This window comes from Legionella erythra (genome assembly GCF_001467615.1).
GTDB classification, from domain to species: Bacteria; Pseudomonadota; Gammaproteobacteria; order Legionellales; family Legionellaceae; genus Legionella_C; species Legionella_C erythra.
Genome location: NZ_LNYA01000003.1, coordinates 82,844 through 107,719, shown reverse-complemented (window position 1 = coordinate 107,719; position 24,876 = coordinate 82,844). Strand labels below are relative to the sequence as shown.

The window sequence follows — 24,876 nt, the reverse complement described above, 5'->3', positions numbered from 1 at the left end:
TCGAATCCGTGCATGCCGCCTTATACCAGCGTGTGATTGAGAAAAAAAACCGATGTTTCTACATCAACAGCCTCGATGACATCAGTGAATTCACCTGTGTAATCGATAATGCCTCCGGAGACTATCATCGCGTCGACAGCCCCTTGATGCGCTTTGTTAAAGAAGCCAAGCCAGGGGATGTGTTGTGCATCAACTGGTCAAATTTTGAGGCGCAGCATGTCGGCTACAACTCGATAATGGATAAAATAAGGACATTAAACGGGGTAAAACTACCGGAAGGGCTGATGGTCATTGGCTTATTGCCCGAGGGGCAGGCCATGGGGGAAGATTTCTACTCACGTTTTCGCGTAAAAAGCCAATGTTCAGCTGCATTAATAGGGGAGCCTCCAACCCCTGCTGCCGTTTCGTCACTGACTAAAGAACAGGAAAACTGTGCTAAAATTGATTTTTTTGGGGAGGACTGGGAGTCTGAATTAAAAGGCCAATTTCAAATCCAGGGTGAACGTTATCAATTTCTGGAATCGGAACTGGTCTCGGCACTAAAAGACAATAAACCTGGCCTCATCTTGAGAAATGCGCCCTGGCATGACGAGGCCTTTCGGCTGTTTATGCGCGAAGTCAACCTCAATCGCAAAATCACCATCAATGGTAAAGACTATGCCATACCGGAGCAATTCCAGTTCATTCGCCTGGATGCCCCCTATGACTACGGTTTAGCAAAATACACAATCGAAGATAAAGCATCAAGCCAGCCTGTCAATCAACAATGGGTGCTGAATGCCTATACGGTCAATCATTTGTTCAAACACTACCGCGTCGAAAAAGAAGGGCTTGTTGAATTACCGGGTCTGTTGGCGGCTTATAAAAACAAAACCTTGCCGCTGCATGTAACAGACACGCTGAATAAAGAACAGTGGGCCCGGATTATCATGGAAGCTGGCAAACAGAACACGTCGTTGTACATTACCTGTTCTCCTGATGTGACCATCCCGGCTGAAATGAAGACCAGTCAAACGCCTGTCAAATTCAGTGTCGATGAGGAAAAGCCGGCGTGCATGTCCGCCGTCCTGGTGACCAATGACATTCATTTTGCAGAAAAACAATTGGATTGGAAGGACCCTTTGGTCATCCCGGTCGATGAGCATACAACCTATGCCGATCTCATCGAAAACATGGCAATCAGTGACGGGACAAATGGCAAAAAGCGGTTTACTCATCAAGTTGGCGCAATCGCCAGCCATGCCGATCGTCCTATTGTTTTAAAAGGTCGATTGTCGCCTGTTTTAGCCAGACAGATTGAGTCGCTGTTTTTACCCGATGGTTACATGATTTTAAATGGCGAGCGAATCAAAGCTCCCAAAAATAGACTCCTGTTGATTACTGATGATGTCAACCCTTTTCCCACAGCCAGAGCCAGTGATCTCCGCTATACCGAGGAAGCGTACTGGCAGGCTTTGAAAAAAGACTATCCGGATGAAGTTGAGCGATTAATTCCTGTTTGCCGCGAATACTACAGGATAAGCGGTGCTAAACCGTTTGCCTACATTCAATTGGCGACCATGCTTAAGTTCATGAAAACCCATCCTGAAAGCAATCCATTGAAACAAATTTTAAGATTGGAGAAAACGTACCAGACGAACAAAACCTTTGCCGAAATGGCATGGAGAATGTCTTTTGACAAAAAAGTAAAATCTGACGCTATGCTCTCCGTTATGGAGAAACGCAGGGAAAAACTGTTCTCTCATCTTGATGTGTCGCCGTATGTGTTTATTGTTGGATCATCAGGCGTTGGGAAGACTACGTTTATACAGCAGGAACTAAAGAAAGCCCATGGAGAAGATTACGCACTCTTCACCGGACTGGATAAACTGACCAGTTGGCTGCAATCTGACAAAGAACACAACTACCTGTTTATTGACGAGGCCAATTTGCTGGCTCCGGGCGTTTTGGATCGTTTCGAAGGCTTATTCAGTAATCCGCCTTCGGTGCTGGACGGCGATCTCAAACCGGTGTCAAAAAAACACCAGGTTATTTTCGCCGGTAATTTTGGCTATTTTGCCGATCGTGAACGGCATCGCTTTCTTGCGGATAGAGGCCATGTTATTACGTTTAAAGAATTACCGGATAGCTTCCTGACGAAGCATATCATTGCGCCTGTGGCCAAGCCCTTATTTAAAGAGGATCACACCCCGATTTTCAATGAGGTTTTTTTAAAAGCGTACCACCAGGTGAACAGCCAATTTCCTGATAAACACCCGGTGACTGCCCGAAACTTGCAGATGATGGTGCTGCGGGCATCGCAATCTCATCTTAAAACGGGTGACATCAAAACAGCGGCTTGCCATGCGGTCTACGATGAAATCAGCGGCATGATGAATCAGGGGCAGCGAAAAGCATTGCAAAAATGGCTTGCGGAAAATTTTGGCGTCTCGGTGAAGCAGGTCAAAGCCGACTTAAAAAAACAGACACACTTTAAAAACGAAGCCTTTTTAATGACTAAAAAGCGCATTAATCCCCTGCGCATCCTCAATGATGCATTCAATATCAGGGAAATCAAAAACAACGTGACAGGGCTTCAGGCTGTGGGAACGTGCGGACTGATTTTTGAAGGGGAGGCAGGGGAAGGCAAGAGCCGTATGGCTATCGAATTTTTGAAGTCGAGAAACATCACGCCGGCTGATCCCGATGGGGTTAACAGCAAGGACAATTATTGTTATCTGACGCCGACTGACCCGGCCACCATGGAAAAGCGGTTGGTAAAGGCTTTTCATGAGGGGGCTGTCGTTGTGATTGATGAAATGAATTCCTTGCCCTTAGAGAGAGTGCTTAACGCGTTGCTTTCGGGTGTAGATTTGGAAGGAAAACCAGCAGCGAATCCAGGCTTTTTTGTGATCGGTACGCAAAATCCAATTCATTATGGCAAACGGCAAGCCCTATCTGATGCACTGCTTAACCGGTTTCAGAAAGTGAATCTCAAACCTTACTCAAAAGACGATTTGGTTTTGATCAAAAGTCAGCTTCTCGGAAGCAGTGAAAAGGCGATGCAGGAAGTGGATGAGTTTTTAGAGGCAAGAGAGTTTGCGCTGAAAGAAGGATTATCACCGGCGCCCACGCCGCGGGATTTATTCAATTAAGCCGCCTTTCAGGCTTTAAGCGGCCGCCAACAGGACCATCAACTTAACCACACCAGGTGTATTCGTTTTATCCATACGGATTTGTTTGAGCGTTACGCTGTAATCATTGTTTAACGCCCAGAGCCAGCGCAGGATGGCCGCATAAGGGACCTGTTCAAAACTCAGTTGAATATCTCCAACGCCTGTTTGTTCAAGCTGGTAGGGGAAGGGACTGAATGGTTTGCTGCTTAATTGCGAGGCAATGACTGACAATAATTTGCTGTTATCGATGGCTTGTGGCGGCCGATGTTGCCCACTTTGCCGTTTAAGCCCCTGCATCCACACCAGGGTTTCGCTTTTTTCTTCTAATTGCTGGGTGCGGGTGTTGACTGCCGAGGTCAATGGGGAGTAGATGAATAAATAAAACCCATACACCACGACGGCTAAGGCGGCAATCCCCACCATCCAGCGTTCACGATCATTTAAATTCTGCCAATAAGCAATCACAGAGTAAGCTCCAAGGTACTGACGACTTTCCCCTCGACCGTCGAGGCCTGGTTTTGTTTTACTGTCACTTTGTCGCGTTTTAAGCGGTTTTGCAAGGCCTCAAGGCTTGCAAAATCGCTGGTGGATAAGCTGACCTGCAGGGATTTATTCTGAAATCGTAATTGCTCGATCTGACTAGTCGATTGGGCTGCTCTAGCCAGCTTATCGAGCAGGGCAAAGAAGGGTTGATCCTGCATGCCCTGATTGCTTTTTAAATACTGCGTGATTCGAGAACGCGGGCTTATCACCTGTTTTGCTTCGGGGAAAAACTGCCGGTAAATCACCGCAATCTGGCTGTCGATGGCTGACATTTTATTATTTAATTCGTGCAGTTTAATCCAGTTGACCGTGATAAGACTGCTTACCCAGAGGAGAACCATGGTCGCGGCGGCAATTAACCAATATTTAAGTCGGGTTTTGTCCGAGCCGTGGGTCAGGGGGCCCTGGCAGAGATCAAAGGGCTTGTTTTTCAGTAAACGCTCGGCTAGCCAGATACGGGATTCTTTTTCAGCGGCCAGGGCCTCGGCAGGAATCTGATTGGCCGGGCTGTCGGTGAAAAACCAGGTTTTTTGGTCGCTCTCATTTGGAAGCAGATTTTGTATATCCCGAGTCAAGGCACCGCAAAAATGGTCGCTATGAACCAATAGATAATCTGGTAGAACACAGGTCTCGTGAGGATTTAAGGCAAACCAATCGATGGTCAGGACATCAAAATCGATACCGTTGTCTTCAAGGCGCCGGATGATGTTCTGAAGGTATGATTTAGCGCTGACTGTCACCAGGTAACGGCCTTCGTTGTAATATTGCCGATCAAAGGCAACATGCAATTCCTCAACATTTTGCGCCAATTGATCCTCAAGGGCATAAGGCAGGGCCGCACGGGCTTTTTTGTCGCCAAGCCAGGGCAATTGCACGGAATGGAAGGTCACCTGTGTTGCTGGAAGGACCACGATGGTTTTTGTGCCGGTCTGCAGTTGGCGAATGGCTTCAAAACGCCGCGAAGCGCAGCCTTGAATGAGTTGATTATCCTGCTCGATAACCAGACTGACACAGGTTTCTTCCGTTAACGTCTCAGCAAAGATAAAGGTGGTCGCCACGTTAACATCCTTGTTTAAAAGTACAGCCCATTGCCGGACTACAGACCAACAGCATCGCGGATTTTTCAGGCATAGGCAAATTGTTTACCCGTTTGACTCGCTGTCCACTGTGCTTTTAATTGCTGCGACAGCAAATACACAGCCAGTGCATATTGCGGACTGGAGTTGTAGCGGGTTATGACATAGAAATTCGGATAAGCCAGCCAATACTCGCGGCCAGTTTGTGTGGTTAATTCAATTAAACCGACTTTCTGCGGTTGATTGAGTGCGGCCGTCAATGGCTTTACCCCGGCAGCGGCCAATTGCCGCATGCTGTAAACGGCGCTTCGGTAATTGGTATTGATGCGCTTGATGCCATAACCCTTGACTTGAGCCGGCTGTGCAATGCCCTGATTATTTTTCCAGCCATGTTTGTGGAAATAATTAGCAATGCTGGCGATGACCGCCTGGTCATCGTTCATTAAGTCTTTTCGGGGGTTGTTAGTGAAATCTACCGCAAAGTTACGGTAACTGCTTGGCATAAATTGCGGTTTGCCCATGGCGCCGGCATAAGAACCCATGTACTGGGTGGGTTTCACGCGGTGTTCGCGGCATAACAGCAAAAATTCGCCCAATTCCTTGGTAAAGAAACCTGAGCGCTTGGGGTAATTGAAGGCTAGCGTTGACAGGGCATCGATGACGCGGTAATTGCCCTGATTTTTGCCATACAGGGTTTCCACACCGATGATGGCAACAATAATATGGGCTGGCACACCATACTGTTTTTCAGCTTTCGCGAGGGTGGCCTGATTGGCTTTCCAGAATTCCAGGCCGCCCTGTAGACGCTGAGGCGTCAGGAATAGTTGTTTGTAAACATCCCAGGTTTTTTTCTCATACGGTTTTTCCATGGACTTAATGATTTGCGGCTGTAATTGCACCTCATTCAGGACGGCCGTCAATTCCTGGCGGTTAAAATGGTGTTGTTTAACCATGGTGTTGATGAATTTTTGAACGTCTTGGCGTTGCGTAAACGCACGATCGGCATAGGATAAGCCATGGGTTAACAGAGCCAGGAGAGTAAGACAGAAAAGAGCAAGTCGTCGCATGGGGCATCCCTTTATGTTTTGATCAAAAAAGCCGATTGTAGTAAAAATTTAAAACAACAGCAAATTGAATTGGTCACATTTGACTAAAAATAATCCTTTGTCTTGGCCAGTAAACAGTATAAACCGAGCATAAACTCCATGGATCATCGCTATTTTTGCAAAATTTTGCAATCACAGCATTTTTTTCTTAGGGAATTAGGGCAATACATGGCTTGAGAGACTTTCTGCCGACGGATTATTGAGCTAAAATGACCCCTTTTATAAACAGGTTTTTCACTTGAGCGACTTAACTCGAATCCGCAATTTTTCCATTATTGCCCATATTGACCATGGTAAATCCACCTTGGCTGATCGCTTCATTCAACTCTGCGGCGGCCTAAGCGACAGGGAAATGGCGGATCAGGTCCTTGATTCCATGGATATCGAGAGGGAACGTGGTATTACCATCAAGGCACAAAGCGTTTCCTTAAATTACAAGGCGCGCGATGGCAAAACCTACCTCTTGAATTTTATTGATACACCCGGGCATGTGGATTTCAGCTACGAAGTGTCCCGCTCGCTGGCAGCCTGCGAAGGCGCTATCCTGGTTGTTGATGCGGCTCAGGGCGTGGAAGCCCAGACGGTAGCAGTCTGTTACACCGCCATTGATCAGGAACTGGAAGTGCTTCCTGTACTGAACAAAATTGATTTGCCGCAGGCTGAGCCTGAGCGGGTTATTGCTGAAATCGAAGACATCATTGGCCTTGAAGCTCACGACGCTATTCGCGCCAGTGCAAAAAGCGGGCTTGGTGTCGAGGATGTGCTTGAGGCGCTGGTGGCGCGTATACCGCCGCCTGAAGGGGAGATTGAAGCCCCACTCCAGGCCTTGATCATTGATTCCTGGTTTGACAGTTACCTGGGCGTCGTATCCCTGGTGCGTATTGTCAACGGCGCCATGCGCAAAGGCGACAAGATGAAAGTCATCTCGACTGGCCGGACTTATGAAATTGACCAGGTCGGCATCTTTACGCCCAAACGCACAAAACAGGATGCTTTGCAGGCTGGCGAAGTCGGCTATGTCGTGGCGGGTATTAAAGACATTCAGGGTGCACCGGTGGGTGATACCCTGACGCTTGAAAAAAATCCTGCCCAGGCGCCTTTGCCCGGGTTTCAACGGGTGAAACCCCAGGTCTATGCCGGCCTTTTCCCCATCAGTGCCGACGATTTCGAAGCGTTCCGCGAAGCCTTGGCCAAATTAAGCCTCAATGACGCCTCCCTGTTTTATGAGCCCGAATCTTCAGAGGCCTTAGGCTTTGGTTTTCGCTGTGGCTTTTTAGGGATGCTGCATATGGAAATCATTCAGGAGCGTCTGGAGCGGGAATACAACCTTGATTTGATTTCAACAGCACCCACGGTGGTCTATAAAGTGGTTACCACAAAAGGCGAGACGGTCATGATTGACAACCCGTCGCAATTGCCGCCGACGCAGCAAATCAAACAAATGTTTGAGCCGATTGTCCGCGCCAATATTTTAGTTCCTCAGGATTACCTCGGTCAGATTATCACGCTTTGCGTCGAACGCCGCGGTGTGCAGATCAATATGATGTACAGCGGCCGTCAGGTGTCAGTAACCTATGATTTACCCATGAGCGAAGTCGTGTCTGACTTCTTCGACAAATTAAAGTCAGTCAGCCGTGGTTATGCATCGCTTGATTATAATTTTCTGCGTTTTGATGAGGCGGACATGGTTAAGATGGATGTGCTCATTAACAGTGAAAAAGTCGATGCATTGGCCGTGATTGTCCATCGCGATGCCGCCTATAACCGCGGCAAAGCCCTGGTTGAGAAAATGCGGGAACTCATTCCCCGTCAGATGTTTGATGTCGCTATTCAAGCCGCCCTGGGCAATCACATCATTGCCCGCCAGACGGTCAAAGCGCTGCGTAAAAACGTAACGGCCAAATGCTATGGCGGTGACGTCACCCGTAAGCGTAAACTGCTGGAGAAACAAAAGGCCGGTAAAAAGCGTATGAAACAGGTAGGCCACGTGGAAATACCGCAGGAGGCATTTATGGCCGTGTTTCAAACCGACAGAAAAAAATAACCCAAGGCCTCTAAGCCCTTATTGATTCTATAGGATACAACATGAATTTTGCTTTATTGTTAGTCGTTTTATCGGCTGTATCAGGGTTTATCTATTTACTGGATATTCTTTTTTGGGCAAAAAAACGTGAGCCGGATGAACAACCCGGAAAGATTATCGAGTATTCCCGTTCCTTTTTTCCTGTGTTTTTTCTGGTCTTGCTTTTGCGTTCCTTTTTGATTGAGCCCTTTCGCATTCCTTCGGGATCGCTCGAGCCGACCTTGCTGGTTGGGGATTTTCTGGCAGTGAATAAATTTGCCTATGGCATTCGTTTGCCGGTATGGGAAAAGAAAATTATCCCTATCGCCAATCCCAAAACCGGAGAAATTGCCGTTTTTCGCTGGCCGCCAAATCCAGGCTATGATTATATTAAACGGGTTATTGGTGTACCCGGCGATAAAATCAGCTACCGGAATAAAGTACTGACTATCAATGGTCAGGAAGCCAAACAAAAATTTATTGAGTATACGACGGATGAAAGTTCTGGTAAGGCGGTGGCGCGGTACAGTGAGAATTTAAACGGTGTTGAACATGATATCTATGTGCGACCCGATATCCCGGCGTCGGATTTTGAAATTGAAGTGCCGCCGGGTTATTATTTTATGATGGGCGATAACCGTGACGACAGTGCGGATAGTCGGTTCTGGGGATTTGTTGAAGACCAATACTTGCGCGGCAAAGCTTTTTTTGTCTGGATGAGCTGGAATGGCAAAACTGATAGTCTGCGTTGGTCTAAAATAGGGCGTTTTATTCATTAATCAGGGAAGGAATCAGGATGCGTAAACAACAGGGAATCACGTTAATCGGTATGTTGTTCACGGTTATTGTCGTTTGTATCGCCGGTCTTGTCATCATGCGAGTCGTTCCGGTCTACATTCAGCATTTTGAGGTTAAACGTTCAATCAGTGCCCTTGAAAACATTGATGCAGCTGAGTTCAGCACCGATACAGCAGCGAATGCAATGGTTTTACGCAAGCGTCTGGCCAATCAGTTTACTATCAACGGATTGGATGAGATTAAACTGGATGAAGTCAATATTGTCCCCGATGGCCAGGGCAATTTTAATATTAACGTCAAATATACCGTGGTCAGGCCTTTGTTTTATAACATCAGCCTGATGTTTAATTTTGACGAGACCAAAGAGGTTAATATTGGTAAAAAATGATTTACAGCGCCTTTGCCGGCGCCTGGGTTATCAATTTAAAGACCTGAACCATTTAAAGCGGGCGTTAACCCACTGCAGCATGGGCAGTGAAAACAACGAACGCTATGAGTTTCTTGGCGATTCCATTCTTAGCTTTATAATTGCCCATGCGTTGTTTCAGTTATTTCCTGACTACAGCGAAGGCAAACTGAGCCGCCTTCGCGCCTTCCTGGTTAAAGGTGAAATGCTGGCTGAAATTGCCATGGAACTTGAGCTTGGCGACTACCTTTATCTGGGGCAGGGCGAATTGAAAAGCGGCGGTTTCAGACGAGCATCGACCTTAGCCGATGCCCTGGAAGCACTGATTGCCGCAGTCTACCTCGATGGCGGTATTGAGGCCAGCCGCCAGATGATCCATCACCTGTTTAAAAGCCGCTTACAGGACGACAGCCTGCATGACAATTTAAAAGACGCAAAAACGCTGTTGCAGGAATATCTTCAATCACAGAAAATGCCGCTTCCAGAATACCTCCTTGAGAAAACCGAAGGCGAGGAGCATGATCAGGTTTTTTATATCACCTGCAAAGTGCAAGGGGTCAAGGCGGTAACCCAGGGGGTCGGCGCAAGCCGGCGTAAAGCCGAGCAGATTGCGGCGCAGTTATTGTTACAACAGTTGAAACACAGGCCCTGATTCAGGGCCTCATTCCTCCAGTGAACTGACGATGGCCAACCATTCTTCTTCAGCCTGAGCCAATGCTTCCCGCTGTTGATGTTGTTCAGCCAATAGCTTGTTTAATTGATGTTGTTGCTTAGACTCATATAACGCCCCATCCGCCAGCGCCTGTTCCAGGGCAGCTAATTGGGTTTGGCAGCCTTCAATCAATTGTTCCAGCTTTTTCATGCGGTTTTGCAAACTGCGCTTTTCTTTGTATTGGTTGGCGTTATTCGTGGATGATGTTTCTTTTTGACTGTCTTTCGTCTGCAACCACTGATAATAATCGTCTAAATCGCCTTTAAAAGCCTGCACCTGATGTTGATAAACCAAATAAAAATCATCCACTGTGGTTTTCAGCAGGTGGCGATCATGGGAAATCAGAATCAACGCACCTTCATAACTTTGCAAGGCTATTTCGATGGCAGCCCGCATGCCTAAATCCAGGTGGTTGGTTGGCTCATCCAATAGAAGCAGATTGGGTTTTTGCCAGACTAGTTTGGCTAGAGCAAGCCTTGCCTTTTCACCGCCTGAGAAGTGGGTAATGGGGTTGACCGCCATGTCACCGATGAAATTAAAGCCGCCCAGGTAATCACGAATGCTTTGTTCCCGTGCCTCCGGTGACAGAGCCTGGATAGTCTGCAGCGGACTCGCCTTGTCGTCCAGTTCTTCCAATTGATGCTGGGCATAATAGCCAATTTTCAAATGCGGTGAGCGATGAATGTCACCCGCCAGCACCGGCAGACTGCCGGTTAATGTCTTGATTAAGGTTGATTTGCCTTCACCGTTCGGACCAAGCAGGGCGATGCGATCGCCTGGGTTCAAAATCAGATTCAAGCGCTTAAGGATGGGCTGGTCTGAATTGTATCCTGCCGCCACTTGTACGCAATTAAGCAAGGGATTGCCAGCACGCGGGCAGGGATAAAATTCAAACGAAAAAGGTGAATCCACCTGCGCCTGAGCGACGATGTCCATTTTGGCAATGGCGTTAAGACGGCTTTGTGCCTGTTTGGCTTTGGATGCTTTGGCTCGAAAGCGGTTCACATACACCATCATGTGGCTGATTTTTTGCTGTTGCTTTTCAAACATAATCTGCTGCAAAGCCAGTTGTTGGGCCCGGGTTTGCTCAAAGCGGCTATAATTGCCGCTGTAAAGGGACAGGCTCTGATTTTCAATGTGCAGAATATGACTGACAAAGGCATCGAGGAATTCGCGGTCATGTGAAATCAGCAATATACTGCTGGGTGACTGTTTTAACCATTTCTCGAGCCAGAAAATGGCCTCCATGTCCAAGTGGTTGGTAGGTTCGTCGAGCAACAGTAAATCCGCTGGTTTCATGAGGCAGCGGGCCAATGACAAACGCATGCGCCAACCACCGGAAAAACTGTTAACGGGGTTATTTTGTTCAGAAGGTTTAAAGCCCAAACCTGACATAATGGCTGCGGCCTGAGCCGGTTTGCTGTAGCCGCCGGTTTCATTCAGGCGGGTATGGCAATGAAGGACTGCTTCATGGTCGCCGGTGTTTTCGGCCTCCTGCAATTGCCTCTGGAGGTTGAGGTAGTCTTCGTCTCCTGCCAATACAAAATCAAGAGCAGCGTCTGTACTGTCTGGAATTTGCTGCGACAAATGGCTGATGCGCGTATCGGGATTAAGGAACCATTCGCCGTGGTCATGACCAAGCTGACCAAGGAGTAAAGCAAACAGGCTGGATTTGCCGCAGCCGTTATTGCCCACAAGACCAACTTTCTGTTTTTCATAAAGGGTTACGCTGGCATTTTGCAAGAGCACTTTATTGCCGCGAGACAGGGTAATTTGCCGCAGGGTTAACATAGCCACATCAAATCAATACAAAGAGGGGCTATCGTATCATAATTTAATGGGCTAATGCCGGTTTTCTTACTTGTGACTATGCACATCCTGTGCGAGTCGCAGTATAATAGCGCCAATTTGCTTGACAGGTTGACTAATGTACAAACACGATTTTTATTTCGACTTACCTGAAGAATTGATTGCGCAATATCCTCTGCCCGGGCGAAGTGATTCCCGCCTATTGGTTTATCATCGCGGGGATGAGCAGTACCATCATCAACAATTTAAACAATTACCTGACTTTTTAAATGAGGGGGATTTGTTGGTGATGAATAACAGCAAAGTCATTCCCGCACGCTTTTTCGGGCGAAAGCCGAGCGGCGGTCAGGTGGAGTTTCTTATCGAGCGCCTTAAACCGGATAACCAGTTTTTAGCCCACATCAAAGCCAGCAAAACGCCAAAAGCGGAGATGATCATTGATTTGGCTAACGGGTGGCAGGTTCAGATTCTTGCCAAGCTGGATGATTTGTACCATTGTCAGGCGCTTGGTGATTTGGAAACCATGCTCGCTGACATTGGCCATATCCCCTTGCCTCCTTACATTGCCCGTCATGATGAAAAAGCCGATTTTGAGCGCTATCAAACCGTTTATGCCTTGCATAAGGGGTCGGTGGCAGCGCCAACGGCTGGTTTGCATTTCGACGAGCCCTTGATGGCCACGCTTCAGCAAAAAGGAGTGCGTATTGCTTATTCGACCCTGCATGTCGGGGCTGGAACATTCAGGCCGGTTCGCTGTGACGTCATTGAAGACCACAAAATGCACAGTGAACAATTGACTATCAGCGAGGAACTGGCCGCGGCGGTAAACAGCACGCGTGCGGCCGGTAAGCGGGTGATTGCTGTTGGCACCACCGCGCTTCGTAGCCTCGAAAGCGCCATGGTAGATGGGCTGCTGCAACCCTGTGTAAAGGAAACGGATATTTTCATTTACCCTGGTTATGAGTTTAAAGTTTGTGATGGCTTAATCACCAATTTTCATTTACCGGAGTCGACATTACTGATGCTGGTTTCCGCTTTTATTGGCCATGGCCGCGCGATGGATCTTTATCAGGAGGCCATTGCCAGGCGTTATCGCTTTTTCAGTTATGGTGATGCCACTTTATTGCTCTAATTATCGAGATTCCCTATGACGAATACCGCTCGCTTAGTCCCTGTTTTAACATCCCATGCCGGCAGCTGCCTAACATTGAACAACTGGCAGCAAGCCGGCATCACCTTGGGGGCTTTGTACCTTGATGCGCTCTTGATGAAACCCGGTCTGGATTTTTTAAAGTCCCAGGGCAATTTAAAAAGTTATTACCCCTGGTCTGGGGAACTGGTGCTCAATGCATCCACCCTTCATGAAAATAAGGCCGGGCTTTATCGCGTGCGATCACAGTATGATGGGGAAATAATCGAGATGGATGCGCCGGCCATTATCGCATTAATGCTTGCTTTGAAGCCGGATTATATCGTGCTGTCTCAAAGCCTTAAAAACCAGTGCCAATTCCTTCAGCCCGAATGGCAGGGCATTCGATTGTTGTCGGTTGAGGAGGGGAGTTATCATTATCAAAACCGCTTGGCTGATTTTCTGGCAGATAAAAGCAAGGCCGGACTGATTGAAGCTGACTTTCCAGCGGAAGATGCCATGCAGGGCCGTATCTATGATCAGGGCCAGGCAATCAACCTGCTTGATAATCAATATAGCCAGGATTTTACGGCGCTCTCGACGGGATGCACCTGTCCCGTTTGCCCTCAAGGCTATACGCGTGCTTATTTTCATCACCTGCTCCAGCACACGCCGTTGTTGGCCCAAAGGTTTTTAATCCAACACAATGTTCATTATTGTCAAAACCATTGATTAATAGCCTCTCAGGTGATGAATTTCCCGTGAATGTTCATTTACGTCAGGCCGAAATCTCGCTATGATGTCACGCTATCTCGGCTGTCCCATTGATTTACGATGGGCAGGCAGTGAACTTGAGGAGAGTGTGATGAGTTTTTTTATTAGCGATGCCATGGCGGCGGCGACATCGGCTGCACCCGCTAACCAATCTGAAAGTGCGTTCTCACTGATTATGATTGTGGCTATTTTTGTATTGTTCTACTTCATGTTGATTAGACCTCAGAACAAACGTGCCAGAGAGCACCGTGAAATGGTTACAGCATTAAAAAAGGGTGATGAAATTGTCACCTCTGGCGGTATTGTCGCAAAAGTGGTAAGCCTTGATGAGCAATTCATTAAAGCCAGCATTGCTGAAGGGGTTGAAATCAGTATTCAGCGTAATGCGGTGAGTAATGTGTTGCCCAAAGGCACGATTAAATCCCTCTAAGTTTGTCACAGGGAAAGGAAATGCAGAATAAATACCCCCTCTGGAAAAACCTGGCGCTGCTGTTAATTGCAGTGGCTGGTCTTATTTACTCAATACCCAATCTGTACAGCGAAGATCCCGCTGTGCAGGTGAGTTCACAATCCGGTGCCAACACCGATGAATTAAAAGAAGAGGTGACTCAACTGCTTGAACAATCCAAACTGGATTACAGTTCTATTGAGCAGGGCCGCGAAGGGGTGGAAATACGTTTTCCATCAACCGACACGCAGTTGTTAGCGCAGGACGTCATTAAAAATGGCTTGGGCGCTGATTACACGGTGGCGCTTAACCTGCTGCCGTCTACGCCCGAATGGCTTCGCCGTATTGGTGCGGAACCGATGAAGCAGGGTCTCGACCTGCGGGGCGGGGTGCATTTCCTGCTTGAAATTGATGTCGACAGTGTCGTGAACCGTCGTTATGAAGGGTTGATGAAAAACGTTGGTCAAAATTTACGTGAAAGCGGCATACGCTACGCCGGTATCCGTTACATCAACAATAAGGGGATTCAGATTCGTTTCCGCACCCCCAAAGCCATGAGTGACGCGGAAGAAAATGTGCGTGAGAATTTCTCAGGCTTGGTGTTTGCCTCCTCACCCAAGACCTTAAGTATCACGGCTTCTTTATCGCCGGATGAACTCAACACGATACGCCAGAACACCATTGAGCAGACCATGAGCATTTTGCGCAACCGCGTGAACGAGCTGGGTGTTGGTGAAGCTGTGGTGCAGCAACAGGGAGCAACACGCGTCGCTGTGGATTTGCCTGGCATTCAGGATGCCGCCCGCGCCAAACAAATTCTTGGCGGTACGGCAACCTTGCAATTTCATATGGTTGATCAGGAAAATGATCCGCAAGTGGCAAAACAAACGGGTGCTGTGCCTGTTAACAGCAAACTGTATATGATGGAAGGCCAACCGATTTTACTGAAGCGTCAGGTTGTGTTAAGCGGAGATTCCATTACCAGTGCGGTATCCAGCTTTGATCAACAAACGGCAACACCGGCGGTGCAGGTTCAATTAGGTGGGGGCGGTGAAAATTTATTCACCAAAATCACCCGGGAAAACATAGGCAAGCGCATGGCGATTGTCTTTGTGGAGACCAAGACCAGCATCCAAAACGTTAATGGGATAAATAAGCGTATTACCCGCCGTGAAGAACGGGTGATCAGTGCCCCGGTCATTCAAAATGCGCTGGGTAACAATTTCCAGATTACGGGCCTGTCCGACAGCAAGGAAGCAAGCAACCTTGCTCTGCTGCTAAGAGCGGGAGCATTACCCACCGTTATTTACCCAGTCGAGGAAAGAACCGTCGGACCTTCTCTGGGTAAAGAAAATATTCGCCGTGGTATGGTGTCGCTGGAAGTGGGGATGGGATTAATTCTCGTACTGATGCTCGTTTATTATCACTTCTTTGGTCTCGTCGCTGACATCGCCCTGTTTCTTAACCTGATTTTGTTAAGTGCCATCCTGTCCATCATGGGGGCTACATTAACCCTGCCGGGTATTGCGGGGTTTGTGCTAACAGTTGGTATGGCAGTTGACGCCAACGTGCTTATTTACGAACGCATTCGCGAAGAGTTACGAAATGGCCTGTCGCCGCAGGCGGCTATTTACGCAGGCTATGATCGTGCCTTCTCCACGATTCTTGATGCTAACTTAACGACCTTAATTGTCGGGATTGTTCTGTTTGCTATCGGGACTGGCCCGATCAGGGGCTTCGCGGTCATCCTGTCTTTGGGGTTAATTACTTCCATGTTGACCAGTATTACTTACACACGGGCCATCGTGAATTGGTATTACGGCGGTCGTCATGTTAAGAAACTGTCTATTGGTATTTAATGCGAGGTTTAGATGGAATTTTTTAATCCAAACTCAAATGTCGATTTCATGGGGGCACGCAAATGGACTGCCCTTATGTCTGCGCTTATCTTCATCGTGTCCATAGCGGCGCTGATTATCAACGGCCTGGACTGGGGGCTTGATTTTACCGGCGGTACCCAGATTGAGGTCACCTATGATAAAGCGGCTGACTTGACGGTTATTCGTGAGAATCTGTATCAGGCGGGTTTTAAAGAAGCGCAGGTTGTTAGCTACGGGACGTCAAAAGACGTACTCATCAGCATTGGGCCCAAGGCTGATATGGAGCAAAGCGAACTGGTGGATAAAGTCATGAATGCTTTACCCGATGCCACCAAACAGCGTGTGGACTTTGTCGGTCCGCAGGTTGGGGAAGAGCTGGCCACCAAAGGGGCTTTGGCAATCATTGTATCCCTGCTGGCCACCATGATTTACATTGCCATGCGCTTTGAATACCGCCTGGCTGTAAGTTCTGCTGTCGCCCTCATCCACGATCCGGTGTTGATTCTGGGGGTTTTCGCCATGTTTGGCATTGAGTTTGATTTGAAAGCGCTTGCCGGTTTGCTTGCAGTGATTGGTTATTCATTAAACGATACCATCGTCGTGTTTGACCGCGTACGCGAAAATTTCATTAAAATTCGCCGTGCGTCACCCTTGGAAATTATGAATATCTCCATCAACCAAACCTTATCCCGAACCATCATGACCTCGGTTCTGACCTTGTTTGTGGTGGTTGCCCTGTTCGTCTACGGCGGAGAGACCATACGCGGCTTCTCTTTGGCCCTGATCATCGGTATCGTCGTTGGTACGTATTCATCCATTTACGTCGCAGGTGCTTTGGCGGTGGTGATGGGACTGGATCGCAAAGATTTTCTGCCTGGCGAGCGCAAGGCAGTTGACGACAGGCCCTAGGCGAATTCATTCTTCTCTAAGATGCCGCAGTGTCCAGGATGCTGCGGTAATGAATTTTTTCAAGTTATTATTTTCCAATGAATTGATTAGCTGATTAAACTATTTATCTTAATAATGCGCTTGAGTTAATCAAATCGAATGATGGCTTGTACCAGTTTTCCAATAATGCTTCTATAGTCATTTAAAATCAATCGGTCGAATTTAGGATTGTGTGCATTAAGGTAGAGTACTTCTCCCATTTTGAGAAGTTGTCTGAAAATGGGAGAAGGGTATTCATTGAAATTAACTAAAACAAAATCCCCATCTTTTGGCATGGCTTCTTCAAAGATTACAATAGTCCCGGAGGGAAATCTTGGGGACATGGCTTCAGTATCCAAAATGATACCAAAAAAGTTAGACTTATAAGGTAAGTTACACTTAATTGTTTTGATTATTTTTTTTTCTTTTAGAATATTTTCAGTGGTATATATATTTACATCAATTAGGTATGAATCAGATTTATCTTGAAGGTGTTCTGCAGATAAATCCATCTCTCCTTCTCCCGTCCGCAGCCATTGCTCATTTACATTTAATTTTTTCGCTAGTGCTGCAAATTTTTTATGGGGAGGAGTACTTTCACCATTAACCCATTTACTAGCCCCTCGATGAGTTAAACCAACCATCTCTGCCAATAGCTGAATGCGCCCCCGATTTTTGGGAGGAAACCCTTCTTTATCCAGGCAAAAATTTAAGCGCTCAGCGAAGCCAGGTATCTTCATTTTACTTTCAGATTAAAAATACAATTACTATTTTAAAAATCAGACTATTATACACAATAGTTCTAAAATTAGAAAACAAATGGAAATATTTGTAGAAAATCAATTTTATATTTAGAAAATTAAAATTAAATTCCATTAATAGTTGAAAATTAATTTTTTTGTTCTATTATTCGGAACTAATTGGCATGACAATCAATTAAAAGTTTCAATTGTTATTAAATCAGGAAAGAGTATGAATGGAATAAATTTAGAGAAACACCATGTTTTAGAAAGTTCTCAAAAAGTACAAGAGATATGTAATTCATCCCTTCCGCTGTTGGGGATTACGTACTTTAATTATATAAAAGTATATAACAATGATTGTTCAAGAGAGTTACTAGTTAACAATGCACCATGGATGAAGCACTTTTATGAGAATGCTTTATATCAGTCCACTGCAATAATTGATATTGAGCACTTGTTGCCAAAAGGTTACTATTTATGGACGGAAATGGATAAAAAGGAGCCAGCCTATTTACAAGGTAGGCAGTTTAATATAGATCATGGCATAACTTTTGTGAATAAAACTGAAGAAGCCACCTATATTTACATATTTGCATCAACATTAGAACGATATGAAATGAATAATTTCTATATTGCAAATCTTGATATGTTACAACGGTTTATCCATTACTTTAATGATAAAGGCCGGTGCTTAATAGAGGAGGCAGCAACGAATCGTATATATTTACCCGAGCAGCAAAATATTAGTCCGAACAGGGTGAATAAAATTTCATTATCCAGCGGATTGCGGGAGAAATTTATTGAACAAACTCAGATTGATCGTTATTTTTTACTGCATGAATCATTAGATATTTATCTCACAAAGAAGCAAGGTATTTGTGCCTCATTATTGCTTAAAGGTTATACATCAAAACAAATTGCTAAAGAAGTAAATATTTCTCATCGAACTGTAGAGGGATATTTTTTGAAAATCAAGAACAAACTTGAAGAGGCACTTAAAACTCATTTAACAAAAAATCAACTTCTTAAAATACTCAGGCAATCTAATATTTGCTAGATTTAAAAACGCTGGAGAAACATGGATTTGTGAAATATTCGCAGTATAATCGAAATCTTGTAAGTCTATAAAATGGGTAAGGTCTCTTTAATTGAATTAGCACAGATTTCGATCTCCCACCAGAAGTTTTGATGACGTTTTTGTGGAATAGGGTAGGCTAAGCAATCGGCAAATAGAATAATGGGTGGTAACCCTGAATTTTATGGAGGCATATATTGTAAAAATATTATTCCAAATTTAAAATTGCCCCGCCAAGTGATCTAGTTAAATATGGAAGTACGCCTTGTTAAACGATGTTTGTTTTAATAATAAAAATAAATTGATAGAAAATTTCACTAATGATTACATTAACTACATCAGTAATGATTTTTATAATGCCATCCATTTTTTTGAAAAGAATAAAATGTTGAATGAATTAAGCAAATTAAATTGTTTAATTGAAAACATATCGATTAATATTGTTAATTATTTATCAAGTATAGTGGATGCTTATAACCCACAAAGAATAATTAGATTAGGTGATATGCATGGGTATAATAAATGTACAGTTTTATTGGAGTCAGATAATAGAAAATTTATATTTAAACCAATTCAATGTCATTTTTTGCTCTTAATTAATGATTTATTTATCCTGTTCAATGAATTTAAAGATTTTGATTTTTATATATTAAAAAAAATTTCATCAGATGAAAATGGAGTATTAATAGAGTTTATTGAAAATGAAAAGATATATGATATTCATAAGTTCTCATATCATTATGGAGCTATAATATTTCTCCTAACTTTGTTAAGAGGAACAGATTTTCATTTTGAGAATATATTTGTGGTTTCTTCTACACCTGTTTTGGTTGATTTTGAAACCCTATTTTATCCGAATATATTAGAGTTTAAAAATTATGATATAACTGCGACATCATTACTCAAGACAAATATAAATTCTCACTCCATGATGTCTCGTTATCATTTAAACAGTAAGATGATAATAAAAGGGATTGGTTCTGCCTATGATGTGGTAAAAAGTAATAAACAGTTTATAACTGACCTTATTTATAATTATCATTCAAAATCGACAAGAGTAATTTTAAAGCCAACCTCATATTATTTTGACTTATTAAAAAATAGCATGCATCCAATTTTGCTTATTAATAAAGAAAGAAGGATTAGCTATTTAGAAACAAGCTTAATAGGAAAAAAGGAATTATCATTGGCGATCATGAAATATGAAATTGAAGATTTATTAAGTTTAAATATCCCTTGTTTTTATTTTCAAGATGGTGAATTGTATTCTTCGAAAGGTAAAATAATAAAGCAGGAAATTATTTTGCCATCATTTGATTTGGTAATTAATGAGTTAAAAAATCTAGAACAGTTTAAAAAAGCTATAACTGATGCTGTTATCTCATGCGCATCCTTTGAGAATACTTGAATAGTGATTACAATAAATTATTTTTTAGCCTAAATATAGATACTTTAGGGAAGTGTAATTAGAGTGCCAAATCAAAATATAAAAAAAAATGTCAGGATAAATGCGTATCCGTTACCAAGTTATAAAGTTATTACCCCTTTTGCAGCAATATATGCTTTATGTCTCTTTATTCCTACTATTGATGCGATTGCAAAAATCTCGTTCAGTATATTTTCTTTTGAAACCAATTTTAGTGTTGCAGTCTTGATATTTCCGGCCATTTATCCTTTGGCAGATTCGCTCACGGAAGTATATGGAAAAAAGGTTTCTTATTACACAACTACTATATCCTATATAATAATAGTTTGTTTTTCTTTAATAAATAACTTCCTATTACTACATTCGAGTAATAAAGATTTATTTGAATTTTTAATAAGGCCGTCGCTAGTAATCACAATTTCTGGTCCGGTTAGTTACTTAATAACTTCATTTTTAAATATTCACTTTATTTATAAATTGAAATTAAAAATGCGTAAATCACATTTTATTATAAGAAGTTTTCTTTGTTCGGCGATTTCCGGATTTGTGATGTCATTTATTGTGCAAGGAGCCCTTTATTACAAAGATGGTTTTGATTGTTTTTTTAAAATGTTGATGACCATATTTGTTCTAAAAATAATAATAACCATACCTTACGTTTATTTTGCTAAATTACTGGTCATTGTATATGGGGTCATAGATGGAATTAAGATGGATGAATATAATAAAAATTTTGCCACTTGCCTTTCCGATGAAAAGGATCAATAAATGGAATTATTCACTTTGTCTGCATCTGAATTGATTAGAAAAATTAAAAAAAATGAAATCCTTATTTCCGATGTTGCCAAATCATTCATAAAAAGAATAAATGAGATAAATCCTATTGTTAATGCGTTACAACAATTTGATTCGGAAACCGTATTGATTAATGCATACAAAGCTGAGAAACAATTCTTTTCAAGTCGAGAGGAAGGCAAAATTTTTGGATTACCACTTTCTGTTAAAGATGCATTTCATGTTAAAGATTTTTTTTGTAGTAAAGGGAGTTTGGGGTTATATAAGAAAAAATCCTCTTATGATGCTACAGTAGTTTCACGTTTGAAAGCCGCTGGTGCTCAAATATATGGTATTACAAATACTTCAGAATTATTATTAGCCTACGAATCGGACAATTTATTATATGGAAGAACCAATAATCCCTATGATTTAGCAAGAACTGCGGGTGGAAGCAGCGGCGGGCAGGCGGCCATTATAGCACTTGGCGGTTTACCAGTTGGAATTGGAAACGATGCTGGGGGAAGCATTAGACAGCCTGCACATTACTGCGGAATTTGCGCTCATAAACCAACTCACGGGTTAGTTCCCAATACAGGAAATATACCAATAGATGGTTATGGGATTGGCTCTCAGCTAGTGTCGATAGGCCCTATGGCACGATATGTGGAAGACCTTATATTGTTATTGGATATTATCTCTGGTCCAGATGGTAGAGATCCTCATGCAGTACCTGTAAGCATTAAAGGCACTAAATTAGTTAATCTCCAAGATCTTAGAGTAGCTTATTTCTATAACAATCCTACTGGAACTTCACCCACAAATGAAACAGTTCAAGCGGTTCATCAAGTTGTGGAATTATTAAAGCCGCATGTTAGTAAACTTGAAGAAGTTTACCCCCCTGTATTAAATGAAGTATATAGGCTTCACTATGAAACATTTATGCTGGGAGGTGACGGTGGAAAAACATTATCAAAGACACTCAGTCAATTTGGACAATCGGTTTCGCCTCTGACCCATGAATATCTGGAATTAGCAAAAAAATGTAATTTTAGTGCAGCTGATTTACGGCAACGTTTCATTGAATTAGAGCGCTTTCGCTATGCCATGTCATCATTTATGATGGATTATGATTTAATCATTTCTCCTATTGCTACAACTCCTGCCCGTTATCATGGGGAGACATTTGCTAATATAAGAGACTTTGGTTATATTACCGCACACAATTTAACGGGTTGGCCGGCTACAGTTATACCGTGTGCTTTTTCTAAAGAAGGACTACCTATAGGTGTTCAGTTAGTAGGCAAAGCTTGGCAAGATTATATACCTTTAAATGTTGCCTTATTCTTGCAGCGATCTATTGGCGTTTTTACCATCCCGAAAGTTTAAACAAATTATGGAGAAAGAAAATGAGTATAATTTCTCTAGAAGAATTATTCAAAATTTTTGGTAAATTTCCGAAACCTGTTATTTTTGATGAATCTCTGTATGAAGTCGATTTATCTTTAATTATATCTTCAATTTAATTTCAATAATGAAGAATTGTACAGGATAACAGTTTACAAATGTAAAATTAATGTCAAACCTTAAAAACAAAATGCGTGGTAGACATTTTATTGTTAGGAGCGTGATTTCATCCACAATTGGAGAGTTGGTTATTACCGGAATTGCTTGGTTAATTAACTCGCATTATATTCTCGTTTTTATGATGGAACAATGATTAGGCATGCTTTCAACGGATATTAATTAACTAATGAACGGAGACATATGAAATTCCAATTAGCTAATTTAAAAGAGTCTATTTCAGATTTTAAAAAACTTTATTATAGGTATCGAATTGAGTCAGATCGGTTGCGTAAGGTGCGTTACCAAATTAAATCGACTTTGGAAGAATATCGGCAAACATCAAAAATTATTCTTGGTTTTACAGATTGTCCAGGAGATTTGTTACCTCCTATGACAATTAAACAAATAAAAGACTCAACGGACATTATTTCCAATATGCATCCTGTTGATGTAAATAGCATAAATGATCTTCATTATCTCAATAATGACAAGGTGATAGAAATTAGAATCATGGGAGATGAGATTATCGCTATAACTCAATCAGGTTTGGTTATTGAATATGATGTTAATACCCAGATTGATATAGATAATGTTATCTCAACGAGAGTTTCATATATTATTGGTCATCTACAGGCAGAAAAGCTTATTCGTAAGATGTACAAGGAAGAAGAGCGCTATACAGTTGTTAGGGACAATATTTCCACTCTCTATATATTAGATAATCTAACAAAAGAAAGCCATTTAAAAAATCCTATCGATATTTTGTTTTCGGAAGAATATAAGCAATATTCTAAAGCCGATATTGCTAGAATTGGATATATTTGCGGTCAAATGTCAGGGATTAGGTAATACTCTTAGCAGAAATCGCGCTGGTAAAACTAGACCGTAAATTCTCTGGAAGAGAGCCATCCAGAGAATTTACTATTCGACGATTAATCCAGCAGCGCATCCACCTTGGCGGCACAAATAAAATCGTTCATGGATAAGCCCTGCAGAGCGTGGGTCATGAAGCGTACGTGGCAATAGTTATAGCCGACTTCCAGATCAGGGTGATGATTTTCCTTGTTGGCCATCCAGGCTATCGCATTAACAAAGGCCATGGTTTCATAAAAATCGGCGAATGAAAAGGAGCGCTTGATTTCTTTGCTGTTATTAATCACTTCCCACCCTTGATGCAGCTGCGGCATCAAGTTTTTTACTTGCTCGGCGGTGAGCGCCTGGCCTATCCCTTCACAGGATTCACAATGCTTATGCTGCAAATCACTTTTCATGTTCTAGCTCCTTACGGTGATCGTGTAAACACGTGGTCAATGCACTTAAAAAACGAATATTTTGCTGCATGGTTCCTATGGTCACCCGCAAATGATTGGGTAAACCGAAAGGAACAAGGGGACGTACGATAACGCCCTGATGTAATAAACCTTCATAGATTGGCAGGCTGCTCATGCCGCAGTCAAAGCTGATGAAATTGCCTTTAGACGGCAGAGTCTTTAAATTCAGAGCCTTCAGGCCTTTTTCCATTTGCTGCATGCCTTGTGCATTGGTAATCAATGTCTGCGTAACAAAATCGAGATCGTGAATCGCCGCATAACCCGCCTCAAGGACAGCCTGATTGACAGCAAAGGGGGGCTGAATGCGTAACAGCATGTCAATGACCGCCGGGTCAGCCATGACATAGCCCAGCCGAAGAGCCGCCAGTCCATACACTTTGGAAAAAGTCCGGGTGATGACCAGGTTTGGGTAATAATTTAACAGGTTGATACTGCTTTTATCACCGCGTGGATAAGCAAATTCATAATACGCTTCATCGAGTACCAGAATGGTCGTTTCCGGTATGGCATCCAACAGTCGCTTCACCTCGGTAAGCGGAATAAACAGGCCAGTCGGGTTGTTGGGATTTGCTAAAAAAATGATGGCGGTTTTGTCATTGCAGAGACTAATCATCTGGTCGATATCCACCTCGTAATTGTCCTTTACGGGTGATGTGACAACCGGTACGCCAAGAATTTTTGCCTGGATGCTGTAGGAGACAAAGGCGTGGGCATGGGTCAGCATGTGTTTGTCCTGATGCAGGGCAAACAGCATTAACAGCAGGGAAAACAGCGTATCCGAACCATTGCTGAACGCCAGCATGGGTGTTTTAATGCCTAATTTTTCAGCCAGTGCCGCGCGAAGAGGGTGGTGAATCAACGACGGGTAGGTGGCTAGTTGCATGCCGGATAGCTTTGCCAGCGCCTCGTTGACCAGAGGGCTACACCCCAGGGGGTTTTCATTGCTGGCCAGCTTGATAATATCAGTTAATCCCTTTTCTTTGGCCAATTCCTCGATGGATTTCCCGGGAACGTAGGGGCTTAGTGAGCGTATCCCTTCATGAGGCAGCAGATGATAATCGCAGGGCAAAGGTCTCTCCTTGAAAATAATGTCGCCTCATCTTACCGCAACCCATACCACAAGTGAATGATCAAAA

22 protein-coding genes and 1 pseudogene are annotated in these 24,876 nt (G+C 43.6%); 16 read left to right on the top strand and 7 right to left on the bottom strand.

Annotated elements, in window-relative coordinates; all coding sequences use genetic code 11:
- Positions 1 to 8 precede the first annotated feature (8 nt).
- Positions 9 to 3,134: a P-loop NTPase family protein gene (locus Lery_RS01555; RefSeq protein ID WP_058525491.1), complete on the top strand. Its 3,126-nt coding sequence runs from the start codon at positions 9 to 11 to the stop codon at positions 3,132 to 3,134.
- Positions 3,135 to 3,149: 15 nt separating this feature from the next.
- Here Lery_RS01555 and gspM read toward each other — a convergent pair whose 3' ends face one another.
- The 3 genes from gspM to mltB form a co-directional block, all read right to left on the bottom strand.
- Positions 3,150 to 3,620, bottom strand: coding sequence for a type II secretion system protein GspM (gene gspM / locus Lery_RS01550; RefSeq protein WP_058525490.1), 471 nt, complete (start codon positions 3,618 to 3,620; stop codon positions 3,150 to 3,152).
- Complete coding sequence (gene gspL / locus Lery_RS01545; protein ID WP_058525489.1) at positions 3,617 to 4,756, bottom strand: type II secretion system protein GspL; 1,140 nt, start codon at positions 4,754 to 4,756, stop codon at positions 3,617 to 3,619. Before gspL ends, gspM begins: the two co-directional genes overlap by 4 nt.
- A gap of 65 nt (positions 4,757 to 4,821) precedes the next feature.
- Positions 4,822 to 5,841: a lytic murein transglycosylase B gene (gene mltB / locus Lery_RS01540; protein WP_058525488.1), complete on the bottom strand. Its 1,020-nt coding sequence runs from the start codon at positions 5,839 to 5,841 to the stop codon at positions 4,822 to 4,824.
- 277 nt (positions 5,842 to 6,118) lie between these two features.
- Here mltB and lepA point away from each other — a divergent pair, with 277 nt between their 5' ends.
- Genes lepA through rnc form a run of 4 tightly spaced genes read left to right on the top strand, consistent with a single transcriptional unit; the run spans position 6,119 to position 9,798 of the window.
- The gene (lepA, locus tag Lery_RS01535; RefSeq protein ID WP_058525487.1) at positions 6,119 to 7,924 is read left to right on the top strand and encodes a translation elongation factor 4; all 1,806 of its coding nucleotides are present in this window, start codon (positions 6,119 to 6,121) and stop codon (positions 7,922 to 7,924) included.
- Between the two features lie 41 nt (positions 7,925 to 7,965).
- Entirely contained in the window at positions 7,966 to 8,721 is a 756-nt protein-coding gene (gene lepB, locus Lery_RS01530; RefSeq protein WP_058525486.1) for a signal peptidase I, read from the top strand.
- 17 nt (positions 8,722 to 8,738) lie between these two features.
- Complete coding sequence (locus Lery_RS01525) at positions 8,739 to 9,128, top strand: DUF4845 domain-containing protein (protein WP_058525485.1); 390 nt, start codon at positions 8,739 to 8,741, stop codon at positions 9,126 to 9,128.
- Complete coding sequence (gene rnc / locus Lery_RS01520; protein ID WP_082657102.1) at positions 9,112 to 9,798, top strand: ribonuclease III; 687 nt, start codon at positions 9,112 to 9,114, stop codon at positions 9,796 to 9,798. Before Lery_RS01525 ends, rnc begins: the two co-directional genes overlap by 17 nt.
- Positions 9,799 to 9,807: 9 nt before the next feature.
- Here rnc and Lery_RS01515 read toward each other — a convergent pair whose 3' ends face one another.
- A complete protein-coding gene (locus Lery_RS01515) occupies positions 9,808 to 11,649 on the bottom strand; it encodes an ABC-F family ATP-binding cassette domain-containing protein (RefSeq protein WP_058525483.1) in 1,842 nt (613 codons plus the stop codon).
- A gap of 136 nt (positions 11,650 to 11,785) precedes the next feature.
- Between Lery_RS01515 and queA the strand changes: the two genes are divergently transcribed.
- The 5 genes from queA to secF all read left to right on the top strand — a co-directional run bounded on the left by queA (position 11,786) and on the right by secF (position 16,807).
- Positions 11,786 to 12,799, top strand: a complete 1,014-nt coding sequence (gene queA / locus Lery_RS01510) for a tRNA preQ1(34) S-adenosylmethionine ribosyltransferase-isomerase QueA (RefSeq protein WP_058525482.1) — start codon at positions 11,786 to 11,788, stop codon at positions 12,797 to 12,799.
- A 15-nt stretch (positions 12,800 to 12,814) separates the two neighbouring features.
- Entirely contained in the window at positions 12,815 to 13,528 is a 714-nt protein-coding gene (locus Lery_RS01505; protein WP_058525481.1) for a tRNA guanosine transglycosylase family protein, read from the top strand.
- Between the two features lie 133 nt (positions 13,529 to 13,661).
- The gene (gene yajC, locus Lery_RS01500; protein WP_058525480.1) at positions 13,662 to 14,000 is read left to right on the top strand and encodes a preprotein translocase subunit YajC; all 339 of its coding nucleotides are present in this window, start codon (positions 13,662 to 13,664) and stop codon (positions 13,998 to 14,000) included.
- Between the two features lie 20 nt (positions 14,001 to 14,020).
- Positions 14,021 to 15,877, top strand: a complete 1,857-nt coding sequence (secD, locus tag Lery_RS01495; protein ID WP_058525479.1) for a protein translocase subunit SecD — start codon at positions 14,021 to 14,023, stop codon at positions 15,875 to 15,877.
- Positions 15,878 to 15,889: 12 nt separating this feature from the next.
- Complete coding sequence (gene secF, locus Lery_RS01490) at positions 15,890 to 16,807, top strand: protein translocase subunit SecF (RefSeq protein ID WP_058525478.1); 918 nt, start codon at positions 15,890 to 15,892, stop codon at positions 16,805 to 16,807.
- 125 nt (positions 16,808 to 16,932) lie between these two features.
- Here the strand turns inward: secF and Lery_RS01485 are convergent, their stop codons facing one another.
- Positions 16,933 to 17,565, bottom strand: a complete 633-nt coding sequence (locus Lery_RS01485) for a LexA family transcriptional regulator (protein WP_058525477.1) — start codon at positions 17,563 to 17,565, stop codon at positions 16,933 to 16,935.
- Positions 17,566 to 17,797: 232 nt separating this feature from the next.
- On the opposite strand from Lery_RS01485, the gene Lery_RS01480 reads away from it, so the two are divergent.
- The 6 genes and pseudogenes from Lery_RS01480 to Lery_RS01460 all read left to right on the top strand — a co-directional run bounded on the left by Lery_RS01480 (position 17,798) and on the right by Lery_RS01460 (position 23,258).
- Positions 17,798 to 18,625 (top strand): helix-turn-helix transcriptional regulator, encoded by an 828-nt coding sequence (locus Lery_RS01480; RefSeq protein ID WP_082657093.1) that lies wholly within the window; start codon positions 17,798 to 17,800, stop codon positions 18,623 to 18,625.
- A gap of 283 nt (positions 18,626 to 18,908) precedes the next feature.
- Positions 18,909 to 20,051 (top strand): DUF4135 domain-containing protein, encoded by a 1,143-nt coding sequence (locus Lery_RS01475; RefSeq protein WP_058525475.1) that lies wholly within the window; start codon positions 18,909 to 18,911, stop codon positions 20,049 to 20,051.
- 63 nt (positions 20,052 to 20,114) lie between these two features.
- Entirely contained in the window at positions 20,115 to 20,837 is a 723-nt protein-coding gene (locus Lery_RS14920) for a VUT family protein (protein ID WP_162262933.1), read from the top strand.
- A complete protein-coding gene (locus tag Lery_RS01465; RefSeq protein ID WP_058525473.1) occupies positions 20,838 to 22,232 on the top strand; it encodes an amidase in 1,395 nt (464 codons plus the stop codon).
- A 178-nt stretch (positions 22,233 to 22,410) separates the two neighbouring features.
- Positions 22,411 to 22,563 (top strand): annotated as a pseudogene (locus tag Lery_RS15850) (hypothetical protein); the annotation flags it as partial.
- Positions 22,564 to 22,610: 47 nt separating this feature from the next.
- On the top strand, positions 22,611 to 23,258 hold the full coding sequence (locus Lery_RS01460) for a hypothetical protein (RefSeq protein WP_058525472.1): 648 nt from the start codon (positions 22,611 to 22,613) through the stop codon (positions 23,256 to 23,258).
- A gap of 83 nt (positions 23,259 to 23,341) precedes the next feature.
- Here the strand turns inward: Lery_RS01460 and Lery_RS01455 are convergent, their stop codons facing one another.
- Complete coding sequence (locus Lery_RS01455; protein WP_058525471.1) at positions 23,342 to 23,680, bottom strand: 4a-hydroxytetrahydrobiopterin dehydratase; 339 nt, start codon at positions 23,678 to 23,680, stop codon at positions 23,342 to 23,344.
- A complete protein-coding gene (hisC, locus tag Lery_RS01450; RefSeq protein ID WP_131750937.1) occupies positions 23,670 to 24,809 on the bottom strand; it encodes a histidinol-phosphate transaminase in 1,140 nt (379 codons plus the stop codon). The genes Lery_RS01455 and hisC overlap by 11 nt, the downstream gene beginning before the upstream one ends.
- Positions 24,810 to 24,876 lie beyond the last annotated feature (67 nt).

Coding starts and splice junctions, on each gene's coding strand:
- Lery_RS01480 (WP_082657093.1), top strand. CDS start 17,798: ATGAATGGAATAAATTTAGAGAAACACCATGTTTTAGAAAGTTCTCAA.
- secD (WP_058525479.1), top strand. CDS start 14,021: ATGCAGAATAAATACCCCCTCTGGAAAAACCTGGCGCTGCTGTTAATT.
- queA (WP_058525482.1), top strand. CDS start 11,786: ATGTACAAACACGATTTTTATTTCGACTTACCTGAAGAATTGATTGCG.
- Lery_RS01455 (WP_058525471.1), bottom strand. CDS start 23,680: ATGAAAAGTGATTTGCAGCATAAGCATTGTGAATCCTGTGAAGGGATA.
- Lery_RS01485 (WP_058525477.1), bottom strand. CDS start 17,565: ATGAAGATACCTGGCTTCGCTGAGCGCTTAAATTTTTGCCTGGATAAA.
- secF (WP_058525478.1), top strand. CDS start 15,890: ATGGAATTTTTTAATCCAAACTCAAATGTCGATTTCATGGGGGCACGC.
- Lery_RS01525 (WP_058525485.1), top strand. CDS start 8,739: ATGCGTAAACAACAGGGAATCACGTTAATCGGTATGTTGTTCACGGTT.
- yajC (WP_058525480.1), top strand. CDS start 13,662: ATGAGTTTTTTTATTAGCGATGCCATGGCGGCGGCGACATCGGCTGCA.
- Lery_RS01505 (WP_058525481.1), top strand. CDS start 12,815: ATGACGAATACCGCTCGCTTAGTCCCTGTTTTAACATCCCATGCCGGC.
- mltB (WP_058525488.1), bottom strand. CDS start 5,841: ATGCGACGACTTGCTCTTTTCTGTCTTACTCTCCTGGCTCTGTTAACC.
- Lery_RS01460 (WP_058525472.1), top strand. CDS start 22,611: ATGAAATTCCAATTAGCTAATTTAAAAGAGTCTATTTCAGATTTTAAA.
- Lery_RS01515 (WP_058525483.1), bottom strand. CDS start 11,649: ATGTTAACCCTGCGGCAAATTACCCTGTCTCGCGGCAATAAAGTGCTC.
- Lery_RS01465 (WP_058525473.1), top strand. CDS start 20,838: ATGGAATTATTCACTTTGTCTGCATCTGAATTGATTAGAAAAATTAAA.
- lepB (WP_058525486.1), top strand. CDS start 7,966: ATGAATTTTGCTTTATTGTTAGTCGTTTTATCGGCTGTATCAGGGTTT.